This is a genomic window from Pseudomonas sp. ok272, from assembly GCF_900109995.1.
Classification (GTDB): Bacteria; Pseudomonadota; Gammaproteobacteria; order Pseudomonadales; family Pseudomonadaceae; genus Aquipseudomonas.
The window spans coordinates 131,440-149,505 of the sequence record NZ_FOCB01000010.1 but is presented as its reverse complement, the minus strand read 5'-3'; the positions used below and the strand labels follow the sequence as shown (position 1 = coordinate 149,505).

Below are 18,066 nucleotides of genomic sequence, written 5' to 3'. Positions count from 1 at the left end.
TTTGCCGCTGGCCCTGAGCGAAACTTGGCCTTAAGCTGCGCGAGCCAAGACGGCCGTTACTGTGTACGGAGCAAATGCCCATGCGAATTTTATTGGTTGAAGACAACCGCGACATCCTCGCCAACCTGGCGGATTACCTGGGGCTCAAAGGCTATACCGTGGATTGCGCGCAGGACGGTTTGTCGGGCCTGCACCTGGCCGCCACCGAACACTACGACTTGATCGTGCTCGACATCATGCTGCCCGGCATCGACGGCTATACCTTGTGCAAGCGCCTGCGCGAAGACGCCCGACGCGACACCCCGGTGATCATGTTGACGGCCCGCGACCAGTTGGATGATCGCTTGCAAGGCTTCAAGTCCGGTGCGGACGATTACCTGATCAAGCCGTTTGCCTTGTCAGAGTTGGCGGCACGCATCGAGGCGGTCATGCGCCGCACCCAGGGTGGTGGGCGCCGGACGTTGCAGGTCGGTGACCTGAATTACGACCTCGATACCCTGGAAGTCACCCGCGAGGGGCGCTTGCTCAAGCTCAACCCGGTGGGCCTCAAGCTGCTGGCGGTGCTGATGCAGAAAAGCCCGCACGTGTTGCGCCGGGAGATCCTCGAAGAAGCCCTGTGGGGCGATGACTGTCCGGACAGCGACAGCCTGCGTAGCCACATTCATCAATTGCGCCAGGTGATCGACAAGCCGTTCGCCAAGCCATTGCTGCAAACGGTGCATGGTGTTGGCTATCGCTTGGCCGAGGGACGAGATGGAGTTTAAGCAGAGCCTTGCACAACGGATCATCATCGCCTTTGCCTTGATGAGTGCGTTGGTGGCGGGCGCATTCGCCCTGGGCATCGTGGCGACAGTGCACCTGGTGGAAGAGAAACTGATTTCCGCAGGCCTGGGTGGCGATCTGCAGCGTTTGTTGCTGATGGACAGCATGAGCGATTGGAGCCACCGACCAGAGCCCGATCAACTGTTCTACTTCAGCGGCGGCCCAGGTGACTTCGCATTGCCCAAGGACCTGCGTCACCTGGACGCCGGGTTCCACGAGGTGTTTCGCGACCCATTGTCCTACCACGCGATGGTCGAGATCGTTGACGGTCGCCGCTACGTGCTGTTGCAGGACCAGAGCGACTTTGAAGAGCGTGAGCGAGTGCTGTTCGCCGTGGTGCTGGTTGGGTTCGTGCTCAGCCTGGCGCTTGCGGTGTTCCTTGGCTGGGTGCTGGCCCGCAAGGTCATGGCGCCGGTGGTGCGCCTGGCCCGCCAGGTGCGCCATCGCGACCAGTTGCTGGGGCTGGCGCCGCCATTGGCCCCCGATTATGCCGCCGACGAAGTCGGTGAACTCGCCGTGGCCTTCGATGCCACCCTGGGTCGCTTGCGCCAGGCGTTGAGCCGGGAGCGGTTGTTCACCAGCGACGTCAGCCATGAACTGCGCACCCCGTTGATGGTGCTGGCCAGCTCCTGTGAATTGTTGCTGGAAAACCCCGGAATCGATCAGCGCGGTCGTGCCCAGGTCGAACGCATCGCCCGGGCCTGTGAGGAGATGCGTGAGCTGGTGCAGACCTTCCTGATGCTCGCCCGTGCGCAGAGTGAAGATGCCAGCATGTCACCCCAACAAACCCTTAAGCAGGTGGCTGAAGACTTGCTCGGACTGTGGCGCGAGCCTATCGAGTCCAAGGGCCTGGAGCTGATATATGAACCTGGCACGCCCCTGGATACTCGTTACAACACCACGCTGTTGCATGCAGTGATGAGCAACCTGCTGCGCAATGCGCTGCACTACACCGACTCCGGTTTTATCCGCCTGACCCTGCTGCCCGGCGGTTTCCTGGTGGAAGACAGTGGCGTTGGCATTCCCGAAGAGAAGCGCGAAGCCATGTTCGAACCGTTCGTGCGTGGCAGTGAAAAGCGCGGTGAGGGGTTGGGCCTCGGCCTATCGCTGGTGCAGCGGATCTGTGAAAGCCGGGGCTGGAGCGTAGAGCTGAGTACCATGGAGCCAAATGGTTGTCGTTTCTATGTGGCGTTGCACGGCAAAGCCTCTTGAGCGGTTGGCGTCACTGTCTTTTTTGCGTATTTTCCTACGCTGACGGTTAGCTAGTCCTGCGCCGTTTGTGTAAGATTCTGTAATAATTGGTGGCTGGTTCCTACAAAATTTTCACAATTGGATGACCTGTTGCTCACACCGTATTACCTATGGTTGCCCTCATCAGCTCAGGAGGTATTGATGATGGAAGACCCGATCAAGCTTGAATTTTCCGACAAGTACGATGACGAACATGCCCAGCGCTACCTGCGCAAGCACAAGGATGGTCTTGGTCGTCAACTGTCCCATAAACGTGACCTGCAACTGGCTCGCACGGCGCTCAAGCGTGTCGGTGAGCCTGGGTTGGTCCTGGACTTGCCTTGCGGTGCCGGACGTTTCTGGCCACTGCTCGCGGAAAAAGCCAACCGTGTGATCATTGGCGCCGACAACTCGGCCTCGATGGTCAAGATCGCAACCCAGTCGCAGCCTGCCCATGTGGTCGAACGGGTACGGCCTTTGCAGACATCGGCATTCGACATTGCGTTGCCCGACAACTCCGTGGACAGCATCTTCTGCATGCGCCTGTTGCACCACATCGGGGAAGCGGAGCATCGACTGGCCATCCTCAAGGAATTTCAACGTGTTACCCGCGACAGCGTGATTATTTCACTGTGGGTCGATGGCAACTTCAAGGCCTGGAAACGCAAGCGCGCAGAAAAAGAGCGGGCGCAGGAAGGGTACCAAAACCGTTTTGTGTTACCGGTTGCCACAGTCGAAGCTGAGTTCGAGCAGGCAGGCTTTCGCATTCAGGAACATTTGGACTTTATCCCGCTCTACGCCATGTGGCGCGTCTATATCTTGCGTAAGAGGTAACTTCGATGGCAGTTGAACAGGTATCTCAAGCGCAAGCGGCTCCCGAGGATCGCTTCGATTACTTCTGGAGCCAGCACGGAGAATGGGTGGAAGAACCCAACGTGCGGCGTGGCGGGGAGAGCGGTGTTCAGCGGATCCGTAGAGACGATGGCCAACTGTTGTACGCCAAGCGCCAGACCGGCCATATCTATCGCAGTTGGTTGTTTCCGTTCGGACGTCCGACCGTGTTGCGTGAGCTGGATGCCTTGACGGGGTTGCGCGCGCTGAATGTCCGTGTACCTGAAGTGGTGTTCTGTGGTGCCCGGCGTGATCCGGTCCACCAGTGGCGCGCATTGTTGGTGACCAAGGCCCTGGACGGTTTTGTCGAGATCGAAGACTGGTACGCCAGCGGTGGGCGTGAGCGTCATGGCGAGGCGTTCCATGATCAGGTGCTTCTGGACTTGGCGCAAAACCTGGCACGGATGCACAAGGGGCGCTGGCAGCACAGTTGCCTGTATATCAAGCACATTTTCCTGCGGGTGACGGGCGAGGGTGAAACGGCCAAGGCCGAAGTAGCACTGCTGGACCTGGAGAAGTGCCGCAAGCGTCCATTGAGCAAGCAAGCGGCGGCGCACGATATGAAGCAACTGCGTCGCCACTCGTCGTGGAAGTCGGCGGATTGGGAGAAACTCGTCTACTTTTATGAGACGGCGTTTGGCAGCGCTATCAAGGGTTTATAGCGATGAAAGTAGAAATTGCACGAGGTTTGTTCTTAGTAGGAGCCTTGGCAGTTGCCTCGTTGGCGGTGGCGGCCTGGGAACCGTCGCGCATGCAGGTCGTCAGCTCGGCGCATGGTGATGCGAATTGCCCGTTGCCACGGGTCGCGAAGGCGCCCGGGGTGACCAAGCCCGACAATGATTTACTGTTGTTCATGTTCGGCATGGCCCAGGGAATGAGACCACAGAGTTGAGCTCATCCAACCCCACCGAAAAGGCCTCGCATCTGCGAGGCCTTTTTTTTTGGTGCGCCCTTTGTGGGAGGGCACAGACCTTGTGGGAGCGAGCCCGCTCGCGAAGAGGTCGGCAGATCCAGCATTGATGTCGGCGGACACTACGCCTTCGCGAGCAAGCCCGCTCCCACGGGGGATTTTGGGTGGGCACAGGCTTTGTGTTCACCCCGGCCCACGGGGAATTGGGGTTGGACACAAGCTTTGTCTTCACCCCGGCCCACTGTGGGAGCGGGCTTGCCCGCGAAGAGGCCGGCAGATCCAGCATTGATGTCGCCTGACACTACGCTTTCGCGAGCAAGCCCGCTCCCACGGGGGGCATCCATTGGGTCTACACCAGATGCAAATGGTTGTCCCAGAGCCCGGCGGGCAGTTCCAGTGGCTTGGCCACCAGCGGCACCTGGCGGCAGTCGTAGTAGCGGCAACGGCCCTGGCCCGAGGTCACGACAAAGCCATCGGCCACGGCACCGACCCCTGCGCAATCAGGCAGCGGGGCATCGAGTTTGACTTCGCCGCTGTCCATGTCCCAGATGAAGAATCGGTTGCCTCGCGGGGCGGTGAGTGCCACCAGGCGCAGGTCGCTGTGGACAGCGACGCTGGCGGTGTAGTGCCCCATGGCCTGCAACTGCTGCTCGGCCACCGGGAAGGCGACGAAGGGCTGGCCGGGACGCTTGATCGCCAACAGCTCGGACGACTCATGGGCCGCGCCCATGAATTGCTGGCCGGTGACAATCGTGCCGTCGCGGGCAATGCCCATGTGGCGCACGCTGTTCATCTGCTGGCCCAGGGCTTCCTTGCTCAGCAGCGTACCGTCACGCAGCATCAGCACCAGGCTGGGCTGCATGGCGTCGAGATTCATCTCGACCCGGCTTTCGGCTTCGGTGCGAATTCCGCCGTTGGCCACCACCAGGGTTTCGCCGTCAGGCATCCATGACACTTGGTGCGGGCCAATGCCATGGGTGGCAATCTCGCCACTGTGGACCAAGCGCTCACCGTCAAAACGGTACACACCGAGCACGCCACGACCGGGATCGGTGGTGTCGTTCTCGGTGGCGTACAGCCACTCGCCGTCCTTGTGGATCACCGCGTGGCCGTAGAAGTGCCGGTTGGCTTGCGCGACCACGGTTTGCAGCAGGCTGCCGTCGCGCAGGTCCACCAGGTAGCTTTCGGTGCCCGGTCGCCGGGCGACGAACAGGGCCAGCGGCAGCGTGGGGTGATTGATGATGTCGTGGCAACGCTGGCCGACTTCGGTGGCGAACACCTGGGTGCCGTCCAGCCGGTAGCCGACGGCGTAGTGCTTACCCTCGCTGTCATCGCGGGCCGAGAGCAGCAAGGGGCCCCGGTCTTTTTGCTTGAACAGGGTCCAGCCGCCCAGCGTCACGGCACCCAGCAACACGCTGCCCAAAGTCAGAGCCTGGCGTCGTAGCATGGCGCGAACCCTCATCAGTCACCGTCGTTGGCGTTGAAGCCCAGTTGGATGCCCAGCGCCTTGGCCAGTTCGCCTTCGTGCAGGCGATGGACGGCGTTGAGGCTGTCATAGATGTCGTTCAACTGCTGGCGGCCGGCATCGTCGCCGAGCATCTCGGTCAGTGTGCGCGGGGTGCTGTCGAATAGCTTCAAGGCCGCGGCGTATGCAGCGTCGATCTTGTCCGCCAGAGGCTTCTGATCGGCTGGCAGCAGGCCTCGCAGGCCTTTGTTGTCGACGCCCGCCCACACGGTTTGGGCGGCGGCGAGGCTGGCCCTCATGCTTGGCAGCGACGACTGGCTGCGCCAGGCATCGGCCTGGAACGGCTGGGGGATGCCCTTGGTCTGGCGGCCCATCGGCGTGCCGAGCTTTTTCTTCAGGGTGTCGAGCGCGGTGACCTGGGCGCGCAACAGATCGGCGATCGCCTCGTGGGAGTCGGCGTAGCGCTGGTTGGGGAACGTGGTCATCTGCGCGAGCATGCCGTCGGTGCTGTTCCAGCTCGCGAGGATTTCTTCGGCGAGTTGTTTCTGGCGTTCGCCAATGGCGGTCAGCAGTGGGCAGTAGCGGGCCTTTTGTGTGGCGTCGGCGACGTTGCTCTTGTCGTCGAACAGAATGTATTCATACGCCGAGAGGCCCTGGACCACGACGCTGGATTTGGCCAGCGCGGCCGCATCGATCTGCGGCTGGGCAGTGACCAGTTGCTCGATCTGGCGCCCGACCAGGTTTTTCTTGTCCGGCCAGAACTGCACTTGCCACGAGCGGTTGCCCTCGGCCAGCGGCCCGACCAGCAACGGTTGCAGCTCGGCCCAGGCCTTTTGCGCGTGCTGGAAGTCGGCGCGGGCGGTGGCCAGGTCGATCTTGCCTTCGCAGTAGGACAGGGCACTGACGGCCAGTTGGCGGTCGGCCTCGACCCAGCGGCTGTAGGTCGGCAGGATCACTTGCTTGGCGATGGCCGCCGAGGTCACGGCTTGTGGATCCTGGGGCGCGCAGGCACCCAGGGCGAGGGCAGCGAGGCTGGTGAACAACAACTTGGGACGAAACATATCGGGCTCCCTTTCAGGTGGGGAAATGGCGCTAAAGCGAATTCAGGAAGGCCAGCAGCGCAGCGCGTTGCTCGGCATTAAAAGCTAAAACCTGTTGCTGTGCCGCTGCCGCTTCGCCGCCGTGCCAGAGCACGGCTTCCAGCAGGTTGCGGGCACGGCCGTCGTGCAAGAACTGGGTGTGGCCACTGACCGTCTGTGTCAGGCCAATGCCCCACAGCGGCGCGGTGCGCCAGTCGCGGCCGGAGGCCTGGAACTCGGGGCGGTTATCCGCCAGCCCTTCGCCCATGTCATGCAGCAGCAGATCGCTGTAGGGGCGAATCACTTGATTGGCCAACTCAGGCTCGGCGGCATTGGCGGCGGTGGTGAACGTGGGCGTGTGGCACGCCTGGCAACCGGCCTGGAAGAACAGGTTCTTGCCGGCCAGCACGTGGGCATCGTTGACGTCACGCCGGGCGGGCACGGCCAGGTTGCGGCTGTAGAACAGCACCAGGCGCAGAATGTTGTCGCTGACTTCCGGCTCGCCGTCCGGGCCATTGCCATTGGGCGCTTGCAGGCAGTCAACCTGGGTCTGGGTGCAGTCATCGAACGGTCTCAGGCGGGTGGTCAGGCCCATATCACCAGAGAACGCGTGAACATTTTGTTGATTGAGGTTCGGTTGCCCGGCTTTCCAGCCAAAGCGGCCCAGGACGGTCTTTTGTTGGGCGTCATCCCAGACCCGGTTCGGCCGGCCGGCGATGCCGTCCCTGGTGTTGGCCTGGGCGTTGGCCAGGATGTCGGCGTCGGAGATCGCCTCCAGCAGCCCCAGGCCAATCATCGGCGGGGCGACGCGGGCGGAGAGCAGCGCGTCGGGGTGCATCGGGCCGTAGCCCAATTGACTGAGCACCAACTTGGGCTTGCGCAGTTCGACCTCGGTGCCGTCCTTGAAATGTACGGTCAGCGGATCGTAGTCGACCCGGACCTTGCCCTCGGGGGCGACACCCGGCACCGCCATGTCCTGGAACTGCCCGCCGTAGACCGGCTCCGGCACCACGCCGAGTTGCTCGATAAGTTTGGCGTACTCGGGGGCATTGGGGATCGACAGGCGGACCAGCATCGACACGGCGTTGTTGGCGTTGGGCAAGGGTGGATGACCGCGCCCATCCTTGATGTGGCAGTTCTGGCAGGCGTTGGTGTTGAACAGCGGGCCCAGGCCGTCGCGGGCGGTGGTGGTCGACGGGGCGATCACCCAGGGGCTGCGAAAGAAACTGTTGCCGACGCTGAAGTCCAGGCGCCGGGTCGGCGAGAGGTTGGCCGAGGGCAGGGAGAAGGCGTTCTGATCGCTCTTGCGCACGGTTGCCGCACCGCCGGAGCGCGCCTCGCCAGGCTCGGCCTGGGTAAAGCGCGGGGCGTCGTCGCAGGCACTCAGGCCCAGGGCCAGGAACAGTGCGGACAGGCGAAGAGGCAGCGAAGGCATCAGGGATCCTGGAAGACGAGCCAAACAAAGGGGGCAAAGTCTAACAGGGCCGCGGACTTTGAATAAGAGGAATTATCGTTTGCTGGTGGACACCTCCGCGTTCAGGCCAGCCGATGCATATGTACCGCCAGCGTGGGTGGCCGGCGCGCCAGCATGAGCACTTCATCCCAACGAGTCATCCACCATGCAAAATCAGACCTTATCACCCGAACTGGCCGCGCTATTGAATGCCAGCGACAGCCCGGCACAAACTGCCTTGCGCCACACGCTCACCGCTCTGGATCAGCACGCGACAGAGCGCTTCGCGCAACAGCCCACCTTCCATGCCTTTGTGCAGCAGGCCTTCGACCAACACTTTGCCGACCTCAGCCCACGGCTGGACCTGCTGCGCAGTTTCATCCACCGTGGTGAGTCGCCCGCGAGCGCCGACCGCGAAGTAGACACTGCGCCCGACGGCGTGCCGCAAGCGAACGCCGAGGCCCCATCGTTGCTGCCCAGCCTGATGGATGCCGTGGTTCAGCGCGTCGTTAGCCAGCAGTCCGCAGACTACGCCGCGACGGACACGCGGTTCTACCGCAGCCCCGAGGCGGGCGCCGAACTGACGCTCGAACGCGCACTCACGGGGTCCGCGTTCGATGCCTTTCTCGATCAGATGGCCGGCGACGTGCCGGCGCGCTACAGCCGGTATGTGGACGCCTATTGGGCGCGTCCCTGCGGCCCGACTGACGCCCGCAGCCACAAACAATGGTTGATCGAATCCCGCACCCGGCAACTGCACGCCGAGGTGGCCTTGCTCAAGAGCGATGGCCTGCTCAGCGCGGCCGGTCAATCGTTGTTCAACAAAGTGCTGCGCTATCCGGATGCGGCAGCCCGGCAGGTGCTGCGCGGGTATCGCCCGGGCGTGTACGCGGTGGCCCTCAAGGACAGTGAGGGCGACGAGCTTGCCCTGCACGGCGCCTTTATCCTGGCGTCCCGGGAACCGCCGGGTTCCGAGGCGTTATGGGACGCCGAGGCCGTGGCGCCGGTGGCCCGCGCCGTGGAGCCGAGCGAGAATGTCGGCCTGGTGCTGTTGTTTACCCCCAATGGCGGGCTGGAAGAGTTCGACGCCCTGGCCAGCCTTGATCGCGAGTTGCATCGGCGCTTGCGCCATGGCACCGAGGTCGCCACGCTGCTGGCACTGATGGCCGACGAGGATCACGCGCAGGGGCTGGCGCTGCACCGCAAGGCGGCGGTGCGCGACCTGCTGCGCTACCCCGAGCGCCTGGACTCACCGCTGGTCTACGGCATCGAGGCGCAATGCCGACTGATTGAACACAACCGCGCCTCGACCATCGCCCACTATCAGGCCCGGGCCGAGCACGCCGACCGGGCGAACCTGCCCCGTGCGCTCGACCGGATCACCGATCTGCGTCGCGCCTTCAGCACCGAAGCGATTCTCCATGCCCGCCTCAGAAAACGTGGCCAGGCCCGATTGGTGGCCTTTCTCAAGGACGCGTCGGCGGCGGACCGCGACGCCTGGACCCGCGCCTTCTCTGACTACAGTGAGGAACTGGCCAACCTGGGGCCGGCCGAGGGACTGCCCTCACTGGACCAGTTCAGTGACCGACAGGAGCTGCTGACCTACGGCAACCGGCAATTGCGTATTGCGCTGGAGTCCGAGCATGGCCTGACGGTCAATCCCGATGACATCATCGTCCACACCCAAGAGCCTAATCTCCCGACACTGATCATGCCCCCCGGCGCGCCTGCCTCAACCATTCGCGACCCCAGCACCGCGCTGTACGTGCACCGGCAACGGACATTGACCGAACTGGCCCTGGATAACCTGGGTAGCCTGGACTTCAACTTCACGAACTTCTCCCGGCTGACCTTGAAGCCGGAGGGCGCCAGCGAACCCCTTCGCGCGTATGAAGGGCTGACCCTGCAACAGGTCAAGAACTTGATTCGCACGGTCAACGTCGGCCAGGGCTATCAGGACTTCTTGAAGGCAAACCTGATCACCTCGGCGGCGGCCCTCGCGCATAAGCACACGTTCGCCCGGGTCCTGGAGCGGCAACTGCGCCTGGACGCGATTGAAGCCAAGATCAACGGTGATTTTTTAGTCGATCGGCTGGCCCGTGGTTTCAACTGGGTGCAGGCGGTGCTGGACAGCCCCGTCGACAGCGACCAGCGGGCCGAAGTCGAGGGCCATCGGATTGTGGTCGAACGCTTGAAGCTGCGCGGCCAGTCGGTGCGTGGTGTGTTGTTGTTTCATCCGGCAACGGTGGGCGCGGGCACGATTGTGGTCTACACGCCACAGGCGCCTGGCGGCCGGGTCTTTCATGAGTACGTCAATGAACGCTTGATGAGCGATTTTGTGCACAACAGCCGTTGGCGTGACTACCTGGTGGGCCGGGTGGAACTGGCTTCCCGGCCTTCGGTGTTGGCCACCTTGAAGGGGCGCGGCGATGTCTCGATGGTCAGCATGGCCAGGATCGCGGGCAATGTGTTTGAGGACGCCTATGAAGTCGCCGCCAATTTCGCGATCAATGACGCGGCGGCACAGGCCACCACCACCGGGCAAACCGATGTCGAGACCGGGCTGTCCGTCGCGACGACGGTGTTCGATGTCCTGACCATGGTCTTGCCAGTGCACGTGACACTGCCCATCGGCCTGGCCAGGAGCTTGATCTCGGTGTTCAACGCGGTGGAGGCCGCGAACCTGGGGGATCGGGCCAGCGTGGCGCATCATATCGTCCGGGCGCTGGGGGAATTTACCGGGGCGTTGGCCGATGGCGCCATCGGCTCGGTGATGGCCCGGGGCCCGGGCGCGAGCGTGCCAAGGATTGCGCCCGATGTGCGTCGGCTGAACCCGCAGATGGCCTTGGCCAAAAAGCCCGAAGGCCTGACACCGCTAGCGGGGTGGGAGAGCCAGGGGATCTATTTCAAGCGCGCGGACGGGGCGGGGCCCAAGCAGTACTTCCTCAATGAACGGCAGCAGTGGTACTCGATCCTCGATGAGGGCTTTGAAGAGGCCTGGCGCGTGCGAGACATGCGCAAGCCGATCCAGAGGCATTACTCACCGATCCGCCGCAACGCAATGGGGCAATGGGAGATTGGCACGCACTACGACGCGCCTGCGTTGGGAGGGATCTCCCCGCAACGCGCGCTGAGGGACCTGTATCCGTTTCTGGGTGAGGCCCAGGCCAATCGGGTGTTTGAGTCGTTTGTATTCCCCAGTGACCGGGACCTTGATTTGGGCCTGAGCCTGGTTCAACACTTGCGCTCCGGTGCCTCCCTGACGGCCTTCGACCCGTACCGGGTGGTGAGCCTTGAAACCCTGCGCCTGCGCCTCATGGGGCTGCACGCACCGCATGCCTTCAGTGGCGGCGGGATCGTGACGCGGCCCGACCAGCCGCCCGTCGTCGAACCGATTGCCGGACCCAGTCGCCCGCGCCCCGTCGAGCCGATTGCCGGGGCGAGCCAGCCGCCTGCGCTACCGGCGCGTCCGGTCCGCCCCCCCGCCGAACAGTTCGTCAATTGGGGGCAGGTCATCGACCCCGTCGAGCTTGAGCTCAAGCAGGCGCAGTTGGGGATCTACCGGCGTATCGCCGGTGATCAATGGCTGCTGGGGCGCGAGTACATCAAGATCGACCAGCGTTTTTATCCGGTCCTGCCGGCCGGTGGCGAGCCGCCGCCGGGGGTGGTCATGATGTTTGATCCGAACCACCCCATCACTACCTTCGCGCAGTACGAGCAGTTACTGTGGACCGACCTGTTCGGGCAGCCCCGGCTGGCCGAATTCAACAGCGGCCTGTCGCGGTGGCTGAATCCGATGGAGCTGCCGTTCGACAAGAGCCTGGGGGCCTATGTGGCGGACGCGTTTCCAACGTTCAGCGCGAGCACGCAGTTGGAGATCGCCGGCGCCCTGTTTCATCGCCTCAACGCCGATGGTCTGACGCTGTGGGGGATCATCGACCTGCGACGTACGTTGCAGGCGTGGCGTTCATGGCCAATGGCGAGCGCAGGCGGGGTCGCTGATCCACTGTCGATGCTGCCGCTCACGGTGCGGGGCCACAATGGCAGTTGGCTGATCGACAGTGCGCCTGGCGCTTACAATCGTGTGCACTTGAGCACCTACGAGGTCCAATCATTGTTGCATCGGGCACTGGCCTCCGGAGCCGATGGCGCCCTCAGGGAACTGATGACCGAGCGCTTGGTGGGCAGCCACTACGAAATGCTCGCCGGCTTCAGCCCGGTCTCCGAACTGATCTTCAGGCGAGCGGGTGGCGAGCAGGTGTTCTGGTTGTCGCTGCGGCGAGTGCTGGGCAATGTGCTCGACGGTCGCCAGTACGTCGAACCCCGGCTGGGCATGGTGGACACGGCCACCCGTCACCTGGTCAGTCAGGCACAGGCCAGTAACAACCTGGTGATGCTGATCGGCGGTATTCACCTGCCGATCGAGGGCGCGGCGGCCCAGTTGTTCATCTTGCGGGTCTGAGGTTCGCGCAGGCAAAAAAATGCCCCGAACGTGTCGGGGCATTTTTAGGGGGCCGGGGTGAACCGGGTTGATCAGAACTCGTGATCAGCGTTGTCCGGGTTCAGGTCGCTGATACCCAGCTTGCCAGCAGCGGCCTCGATCGAACCGGTCTGCTTGACCAGGGCGGCGATGGCGTCGCGCACGACCTGATTGCCTGCGGCGTTGCCGGCGCCGATCAGTTGGTCGTAGTGCTCGCCCTTGTTGGCGAGGTCGACCATGACCTGGAGCTTGGCTTCGGTCGCGGCCAGGTCGGCCTTGAGGGCCGCGTCGGCAGCCGGGTCGGCCTTGGCCACCAGGGACGACAGGCTGGCGCCGGACATTTTGGTGCCGTCGGTACGGGTGTACTCGCCCAGGTACACGTTACGAATGCCCTTGGCATCGAAGAAGTGCGAGTTATGGGTGTTGTCGCTGAAGCAATCCTGTTCGTCTTCCGGGGAGTTGGCTTCCAGGGACACCTTCATGCGCTCGCCCGCCAGTTCGCCCAGGGACAGGCTGCCCATGCCGAAGAGCATTTTGCGCAAGCCGGTTCCGACAGGCTCGGCTTCCAGGGTGGCGCGGTAGTTGTCGGCCACGTTCGGCTTCCAGTTGCCGACCATTTCTTCCAGGTCGCTGACCAGCAGTTGGGTCACGGCCTTGAGGTACGCGCGACGACGGTCGTTGTGGCCGCCGGTAGCGCCCGCGCCTTCCAGGTAGTCCGACGCTGGACGGTTGCCGGCGCCAGGGCCCGTGCCGTTCAGGTCCTGGCCCCACAGCAGGAACTCGATGGCGTGGTAGCCGGTGGCGACGTTGGCTTCGGAACCACCCAGCTCGTTCAGGCTGGCGAGTTTTTCCGGGGTGATGTCCTTGACGTCGATCTTGTCTTCGCCGACCTGTACTTCGGTGTTGGCGATGATGTTGGCGGCGGCGCCAGGGTTGCCCAGGGCGTGCTCGTAGCTCTTGTCGACGTAGTCGATCAGGCCTTCGTCCAGGGGCCAGGCGTTAACCTGACCTTCCCAGTCGTCGATGATGGTGTTGCCGAAGCGGAACACTTCACTTTGCAGGTACGGTACGCGGGCAGCGACCCAGGCAGCCTTGGCGGCGGCCAGGGTGTCGGCGTTGGGTTTGGCCAGGAATGCGTCGATCGCGGTTTGCAGGGTCTTCGCAGTGGATTCGGCATCGCTGAAGACAGCGAAAACCATATCGGCGTAGTGCGCGACAACGGCTTTGGCAGCGGCTTCATCGACTTTGCCAGCGCTAGCAGGGGCCGCGGGTGCGGTGGTGCTGGCGGCGGGGGTAGGCGCTGGAGCGGCAGCCTTGTCTTTACCTTCGCCGCAACCGGCGAGGGAAATAGCGATGGCCAGCAAACTGGCGGCAGCCAGAGGCATACGAATCATGGCGAACATCCTGCTTGGGTGGTGATGGACAGGCGCGGGGTGCGCAAAACTGCGACATAATGCAAATCTTTCGCATTACCTGTAAAGGGCCATGATGGGGAATGTTCTGCTTTAGCCGATGTGCCGCCCTCAGAGGATGGCGGCGCGGCTGCGCTGGGCCTGTTTCAGGTAGGCACTCAACTCGCGTGCCGGCAGTGGCTTGCTGTAGTGATAGCCCTGACCTTCGTGGCAGCCTTCGGAGATGATGTACGCCTCTTGCTCGGCGGTCTCCACGCCCTCGGCGATCACCTGCATGCCCAGGCTTTTGCCCAGTTGGATGATGGCGCGCACGATGGTCGCGTCATCGTCGTCATCGAGCAGGTCCTGGACGAAGCTCTTGTCGATCTTGATTTTGTCCAGTGGCAGGCTCTTGAGGTAGCTGAGCGACGAGTAGCCGGTGCCGAAGTCGTCGATGGCGATCAACGCGCCGGAGCGACGCAGGCTGAGCAGGTGTTGGGCGGCGGTGCTGATGTCTTCCATCAGGCCGGTCTCGGTGACTTCCAGTTCCAGGCTGCGCGGCGGCAGGCGATAGATCTGCAGCAGGTTGTTGACCACCCGAGGCAGCTCGGCGTGGTGCAGTTGCACGGTGGACAGGTTGACCGCCATGCGCAGGTCGCTGAACCCCTGGTCGTGCCATTCGCGCAGTTGCCGGCAGGCCTGATCCAGCACCCACTCGCCAATGGCAATGATGGTGCCGTTCTGTTCGGCCAGCGGAATGAACTGGTCGGGTGGCACCAGCCCGTGCTCGGGGTGTTGCCAGCGGATCAGGGCTTCGACGCCGACCACGCGGTGATCGCGGTAGCTGATCTGCGGCTGGTAGACCAGGTAGAACTGCTCGCGGCCGAGGGCGTCGCGCAGGTCTTTTTCCAGCTCGCGGCGTCGACGCATTTCACTGTCGACACTGGCGATGTAGAACTGATAGCGGTTGCGCGAGCGCGTCTTGGCCAGGGTCATGGTCTGTTCGGCCTTCTGCAACAGCTTCTCGGTGCTGTCGCCGTCCTCGGGGAACAGGGTGATGCCGATGGTGGCGCGCAGGCGGATTTGCTGATGGTCGAAGTCGAAGGGCACTTCCAGGTCGTCGAGGATGCTTTGCGCCAGCTCGGCCGCTTCGTAGGGCTGCTCGATGTCGGCCTGGACCAGGGCGAACTGATCGCCGCCCAGGCGGGCCAGGGCACCGAGGCGACCGCTATGGGCCCGCAGGCGATCGGCCAGGGCCAGCAGCAATTGGTCGCCGGTCTGGTAGCTGAACTGCTCGTTGATCCCCTTGAAGTCATCCAGCCCGACGCAAATCACCGCGACCCGGCGTTGCAGGCGGCCGGCATCCACCAGGATCTTGTCCAGTTGCTGCTGCAATTGCTGGCGGTTGGGCAGGCCCGTGAGGAAATCGTACTGGGCCATGCGCCGCAAACTGTTCTCCGCTTCACGGCGCAGATGAGTGTTGCGTTCGATTGACTCCAACAGTTGGTTGGCGGTGTTGATCCAGATCCCCAGTTCGTTTTTCTCATGGCCCTTGAGCTGCGGGATTTTGTGCGCGCTGGGGCGGTCGGGGTTGATGTTGGTCAGGTGCTCGATGATCCGCGACAGTGGCTTGGTCAGCAGCCAGTGATAGACCAGGTACAGCACCAGGCCCATGGCCAACGCACGCAGGACCCCGGAAATGAAAATGATCACCGAACTGACAATGAAGTCCTGGCCATAGGTGGCGGTGTCGAGGGTGATGCTCAGGTCGCCGTAATACTCACTGTAGGGACCGCGACCCACCAACTGAGTGGTGAAGGTGCGTTCCTTGCCCAGGATCAGGTCGGTCAGCCAGCGCCTGTCGGACTGCTGCAAGTCGCGGGTTTTTTCCGCGAGCATGGTTTCGTTGGGGTGGCCGATGGAGGCCTTGCGCACGGCGTCATCCTGGAACAGGCCTTCGATCACCTGCATCCCCATCTCCCGGTCGAGGCTGTACACCGCCTGGGTCGAGGGGTCGCGGAACATGTCGAGGATACGCTCGGCATCATTGGCCACGGCCTGGCGGGTTTTGTAGGCGTCGAACACAATCTGCGCGCAGCTCAAGATCACCCCGACGATCAATGCCGAGAGGAGCACGACCCGGAGCAACTTCACCGACAAGCTGTTTTTGAGTTCCAGCTTCAAAGGGTAATTCCTTGTTTCGTGCGGGCGGCATCAATTTGCCATGAGTATTAGCAATCCCGTGATGGCAGTCAAAGGGACATTCAAGCCGCACAGGCGTCGTCTGCGAGCCTTGTTTCATTACGCTCGTAACCAGTCGCAGGCGCTCATTAATAGTGTGTCGGTAGGTACCCTGCGCAACTTGAGCCATTGCACGCACTATTTCTTCCAACTTGATGGTAGACGGCTGTGGCGCGGGGGCAAGGGCAAGCCGCGCACCGACACCGATTGTGCCGTCTGGCGGCAGGGCGCGCGGGCATAAAAAAACCCGGCAATGCCGGGTTTTTCACAGCAAGCGGACTTACGCGGTGAAGGTTTTGCCTTCGAACTGCTCAGCCACGAACTTCCAGTTGACCAGGTTCCAGAACGCTTCGACATACTTAGGACGAACGTTGCGGTAGTCGATGTAGTAGGCGTGTTCCCAGACGTCGCAGGTCAGCAGCGGGGTGTCGCCGTTGGTCAGCGGGTTGCCGGCGCCGATGGTGCTGGCCAGGGCCAGGGAACCGTCAGCCTTTTTCACCAGCCAGCCCCAACCGGAACCGAAGGTGCCGACCGAAGTCTTGGTGAACTCTTCCTTGAACGTGTCGAACGAACCGAACGCGGCGTTGATGGCATCAGCCAGGGCGCCGGTGGGTTGGCCGCCGGCGTTTGGCGCCAGGCAGTTCCAGTAGAAGGTGTGGTTCCAGACTTGAGCGGCGTTGTTGAAGATACCGCCCGAGGAAGTCTTGACGATCTGCTCCAGGGTCTTGCCTTCGAACTCGGTGCCTGGCACCAGGTTGTTCAGGTTCACGACGTAGGTGTTGTGGTGCTTGTCGTGGTGAAATTCTAGGGTTTCCTTGGAAATGTGCGGCTGCAGGGCATCGTGTGCGTAAGGCAGTGGCGGCAATTCGAAAGCCATGATGATTCTCCTAATCAGGTCAGTTGCGGTGGGCGCAAGGCCGATCACGGGCGGCCAGACAAGCGCCGGGGAGTTTGTACTCTTTGCGGCGCAGGTGTCGGATCATAGCACCGAGGGTGCGGCATAACCACGCAGCAACTGTGTGGGATAGAGGTCCCAGAGCCTTTTACCCTGATCAGCTCGACGCAAGCAGTTGATAGGCCACGGCGAACATCATGACGGCCACCAACAGGTCGAGAATCCGCCAGGTGCTGGGCCGCGCCAGCCACGGGGCCAGCCACGCCGCCCCGAGGGCGAGGGTGAAGAACCACAGCAATGAAGCACTGGCGGCGCCCACCACATAGGCCCCGGGTTCGGTCTGTTGGGCGCCGAGGGAGCCGATCAACAGCACGGTGTCCAAGTACACGTGGGGGTTGAGCAGGGTCACCGCCAGGGCACTGAGCATGACCGCGCGCAGCGAGCGCACGGCCTGGTTCTCGCCCTGTTGCAGGCTTTGTTTCGAACAGGCCCGGCGCAGTGCCAGGCTGCCGTACCACAACAGGAACGCGGCGCCGCCCCAACGGGCGATGGCCAGCAAGGTCGGGTTCTGCGCCAGGACCGTCGCCAGGCCAAAGACCCCGGCGGCCACCAGCAGGGCGTCACAGACCACGCACAGCGCCGCCACCGGCAGGTGGTGTTCACGGCGCAGGCTTTGCGCCAGGACGAATGCGTTCTGCGTACCGATCGCCATGATCAATCCGAATGCGACCAACAGGCCGTTTACATAGCTTTGCCACATAACCTTTACTCCGCGTTCGCCGCCAGTTGCTGCAACACCGACATCGCCCGGCTGGCGTCGGCCTGGCCGACAAACAGATGATCGTGGTAGTAGCCGGCAATCACGTTGCAGCTGATACCGGCCTGGCCCAGGGCCGTGGCGAACGCGGCGGTCAGGCCCACGGCCTCCAGGGCCGAATGCACATTGAGGGTGATCCACGCCGCCACGTAATCGAAGCTGAACCCGTGCTTGAGCGCTTGTGCACGCTCAAGGATCACCGTCAGGCCTTCCTGTTCGCGGAAGCTGCCGATGACATCGCAACCTGGGGGCAGCGGGCTGTCGCCCAGGGTGCAGAACACGTATTCGCCGGCATTGAGCTGCGGGCTCATGCTGCGCAGCAGGGTGTTGAGTGAGGTTTCGCCAGCCATTTCGCTGATCCTTGTCCGAGAGTTCTTGCTGGCTATTCTCCG

Annotated in this window: 14 protein-coding genes; 6 read left to right on the top strand and 8 right to left on the bottom strand. The window is 62.9% G+C overall.

Annotation, left to right across the window (positions count from 1 at the left end):
- Positions 1-80 precede the first annotated feature (80 nt).
- The 5 genes from colR to BMW74_RS15930 all read left to right on the top strand — a co-directional run bounded on the left by colR (position 81) and on the right by BMW74_RS15930 (position 3,835).
- Positions 81-764 carry a two-component system response regulator ColR gene (gene colR, locus BMW74_RS15950; RefSeq protein WP_093422988.1) on the top strand — a complete coding sequence of 228 codons (684 nt, stop codon included), beginning with the start codon at positions 81-83 and terminating at the stop codon, positions 762-764.
- On the top strand, positions 754-2,034 hold the full coding sequence (locus tag BMW74_RS15945) for a sensor histidine kinase (protein WP_093422985.1): 1,281 nt from the start codon (positions 754-756) through the stop codon (positions 2,032-2,034). The genes colR and BMW74_RS15945 overlap by 11 nt, the downstream gene beginning before the upstream one ends.
- 183 nt (positions 2,035-2,217) lie before the next feature.
- Positions 2,218-2,886, top strand: coding sequence for a class I SAM-dependent methyltransferase (locus BMW74_RS15940; RefSeq protein ID WP_093423246.1), 669 nt, complete (start codon positions 2,218-2,220; stop codon positions 2,884-2,886).
- Positions 2,887-2,891: 5 nt separating this feature from the next.
- Positions 2,892-3,605, top strand: coding sequence for a lipopolysaccharide kinase InaA family protein (locus tag BMW74_RS15935; RefSeq protein WP_093422981.1), 714 nt, complete (start codon positions 2,892-2,894; stop codon positions 3,603-3,605).
- 2 nt (positions 3,606-3,607) lie between these two features.
- On the top strand, positions 3,608-3,835 hold the full coding sequence (locus tag BMW74_RS15930) for a hypothetical protein (RefSeq protein ID WP_093422978.1): 228 nt from the start codon (positions 3,608-3,610) through the stop codon (positions 3,833-3,835).
- Between the two features lie 367 nt (positions 3,836-4,202).
- Here the strand turns inward: BMW74_RS15930 and BMW74_RS15925 are convergent, their stop codons facing one another.
- From BMW74_RS15925 to BMW74_RS15915, 3 genes are read right to left on the bottom strand one after another with little or no spacing between them, the layout of a single operon-like run.
- Complete coding sequence (locus BMW74_RS15925; protein WP_093422975.1) at positions 4,203-5,300, bottom strand: DUF1513 domain-containing protein; 1,098 nt, start codon at positions 5,298-5,300, stop codon at positions 4,203-4,205.
- A gap of 14 nt (positions 5,301-5,314) precedes the next feature.
- Positions 5,315-6,379, bottom strand: a complete 1,065-nt coding sequence (locus tag BMW74_RS15920; protein ID WP_093422972.1) for an imelysin family protein — start codon at positions 6,377-6,379, stop codon at positions 5,315-5,317.
- A 31-nt stretch (positions 6,380-6,410) separates the two neighbouring features.
- Complete coding sequence (locus tag BMW74_RS15915; protein ID WP_093422969.1) at positions 6,411-7,832, bottom strand: di-heme oxidoreductase family protein; 1,422 nt, start codon at positions 7,830-7,832, stop codon at positions 6,411-6,413.
- A 184-nt stretch (positions 7,833-8,016) separates the two neighbouring features.
- Here BMW74_RS15915 and BMW74_RS15910 point away from each other — a divergent pair, with 184 nt between their 5' ends.
- The gene (locus BMW74_RS15910) at positions 8,017-12,312 is read left to right on the top strand and encodes a dermonecrotic toxin domain-containing protein (protein WP_093422966.1); all 4,296 of its coding nucleotides are present in this window, start codon (positions 8,017-8,019) and stop codon (positions 12,310-12,312) included.
- A 71-nt stretch (positions 12,313-12,383) separates the two neighbouring features.
- Here BMW74_RS15910 and BMW74_RS15905 read toward each other — a convergent pair whose 3' ends face one another.
- From BMW74_RS15905 to BMW74_RS15885, 5 genes are all read right to left on the bottom strand, one after another.
- The gene (locus BMW74_RS15905) at positions 12,384-13,724 is read right to left on the bottom strand and encodes an imelysin family protein (protein ID WP_093422961.1); all 1,341 of its coding nucleotides are present in this window, start codon (positions 13,722-13,724) and stop codon (positions 12,384-12,386) included.
- A gap of 129 nt (positions 13,725-13,853) precedes the next feature.
- Entirely contained in the window at positions 13,854-15,905 is a 2,052-nt protein-coding gene (locus tag BMW74_RS15900) for a putative bifunctional diguanylate cyclase/phosphodiesterase (RefSeq protein WP_093422958.1), read from the bottom strand.
- Between the two features lie 337 nt (positions 15,906-16,242).
- Positions 16,243-16,839, bottom strand: coding sequence for a superoxide dismutase (locus tag BMW74_RS15895; protein WP_093422955.1), 597 nt, complete (start codon positions 16,837-16,839; stop codon positions 16,243-16,245).
- Between the two features lie 175 nt (positions 16,840-17,014).
- Positions 17,015-17,617, bottom strand: coding sequence for a LysE/ArgO family amino acid transporter (locus BMW74_RS15890; RefSeq protein ID WP_093422951.1), 603 nt, complete (start codon positions 17,615-17,617; stop codon positions 17,015-17,017).
- Between the two features lie 5 nt (positions 17,618-17,622).
- Complete coding sequence (locus BMW74_RS15885) at positions 17,623-18,024, bottom strand: ACT domain-containing protein (protein ID WP_093422947.1); 402 nt, start codon at positions 18,022-18,024, stop codon at positions 17,623-17,625.
- Positions 18,025-18,066: the final 42 nt, after the last annotated feature.

What these genes read in the sequence shown, in the direction of transcription:
- BMW74_RS15915 (WP_093422969.1), bottom strand. Translation starts at nt 7,832, where the DNA reads ATGCCTTCGCTGCCTCTTCGCCTGTCCGCACTGTTCCTGGCCCTGGGC.
- BMW74_RS15925 (WP_093422975.1), bottom strand. Translation starts at nt 5,300, where the DNA reads ATGCTACGACGCCAGGCTCTGACTTTGGGCAGCGTGTTGCTGGGTGCC.
- BMW74_RS15905 (WP_093422961.1), bottom strand. Translation starts at nt 13,724, where the DNA reads ATGATTCGTATGCCTCTGGCTGCCGCCAGTTTGCTGGCCATCGCTATT.
- BMW74_RS15935 (WP_093422981.1), top strand. Translation starts at nt 2,892, where the DNA reads ATGGCAGTTGAACAGGTATCTCAAGCGCAAGCGGCTCCCGAGGATCGC.
- BMW74_RS15945 (WP_093422985.1), top strand. Translation starts at nt 754, where the DNA reads ATGGAGTTTAAGCAGAGCCTTGCACAACGGATCATCATCGCCTTTGCC.
- BMW74_RS15920 (WP_093422972.1), bottom strand. Translation starts at nt 6,379, where the DNA reads ATGTTTCGTCCCAAGTTGTTGTTCACCAGCCTCGCTGCCCTCGCCCTG.
- BMW74_RS15890 (WP_093422951.1), bottom strand. Translation starts at nt 17,617, where the DNA reads ATGTGGCAAAGCTATGTAAACGGCCTGTTGGTCGCATTCGGATTGATC.
- BMW74_RS15895 (WP_093422955.1), bottom strand. Translation starts at nt 16,839, where the DNA reads ATGGCTTTCGAATTGCCGCCACTGCCTTACGCACACGATGCCCTGCAG.
- colR (WP_093422988.1), top strand. Translation starts at nt 81, where the DNA reads ATGCGAATTTTATTGGTTGAAGACAACCGCGACATCCTCGCCAACCTG.
- BMW74_RS15940 (WP_093423246.1), top strand. Translation starts at nt 2,218, where the DNA reads ATGGAAGACCCGATCAAGCTTGAATTTTCCGACAAGTACGATGACGAA.
- BMW74_RS15885 (WP_093422947.1), bottom strand. Translation starts at nt 18,024, where the DNA reads ATGGCTGGCGAAACCTCACTCAACACCCTGCTGCGCAGCATGAGCCCG.
- BMW74_RS15930 (WP_093422978.1), top strand. Translation starts at nt 3,608, where the DNA reads ATGAAAGTAGAAATTGCACGAGGTTTGTTCTTAGTAGGAGCCTTGGCA.
- BMW74_RS15910 (WP_093422966.1), top strand. Translation starts at nt 8,017, where the DNA reads ATGCAAAATCAGACCTTATCACCCGAACTGGCCGCGCTATTGAATGCC.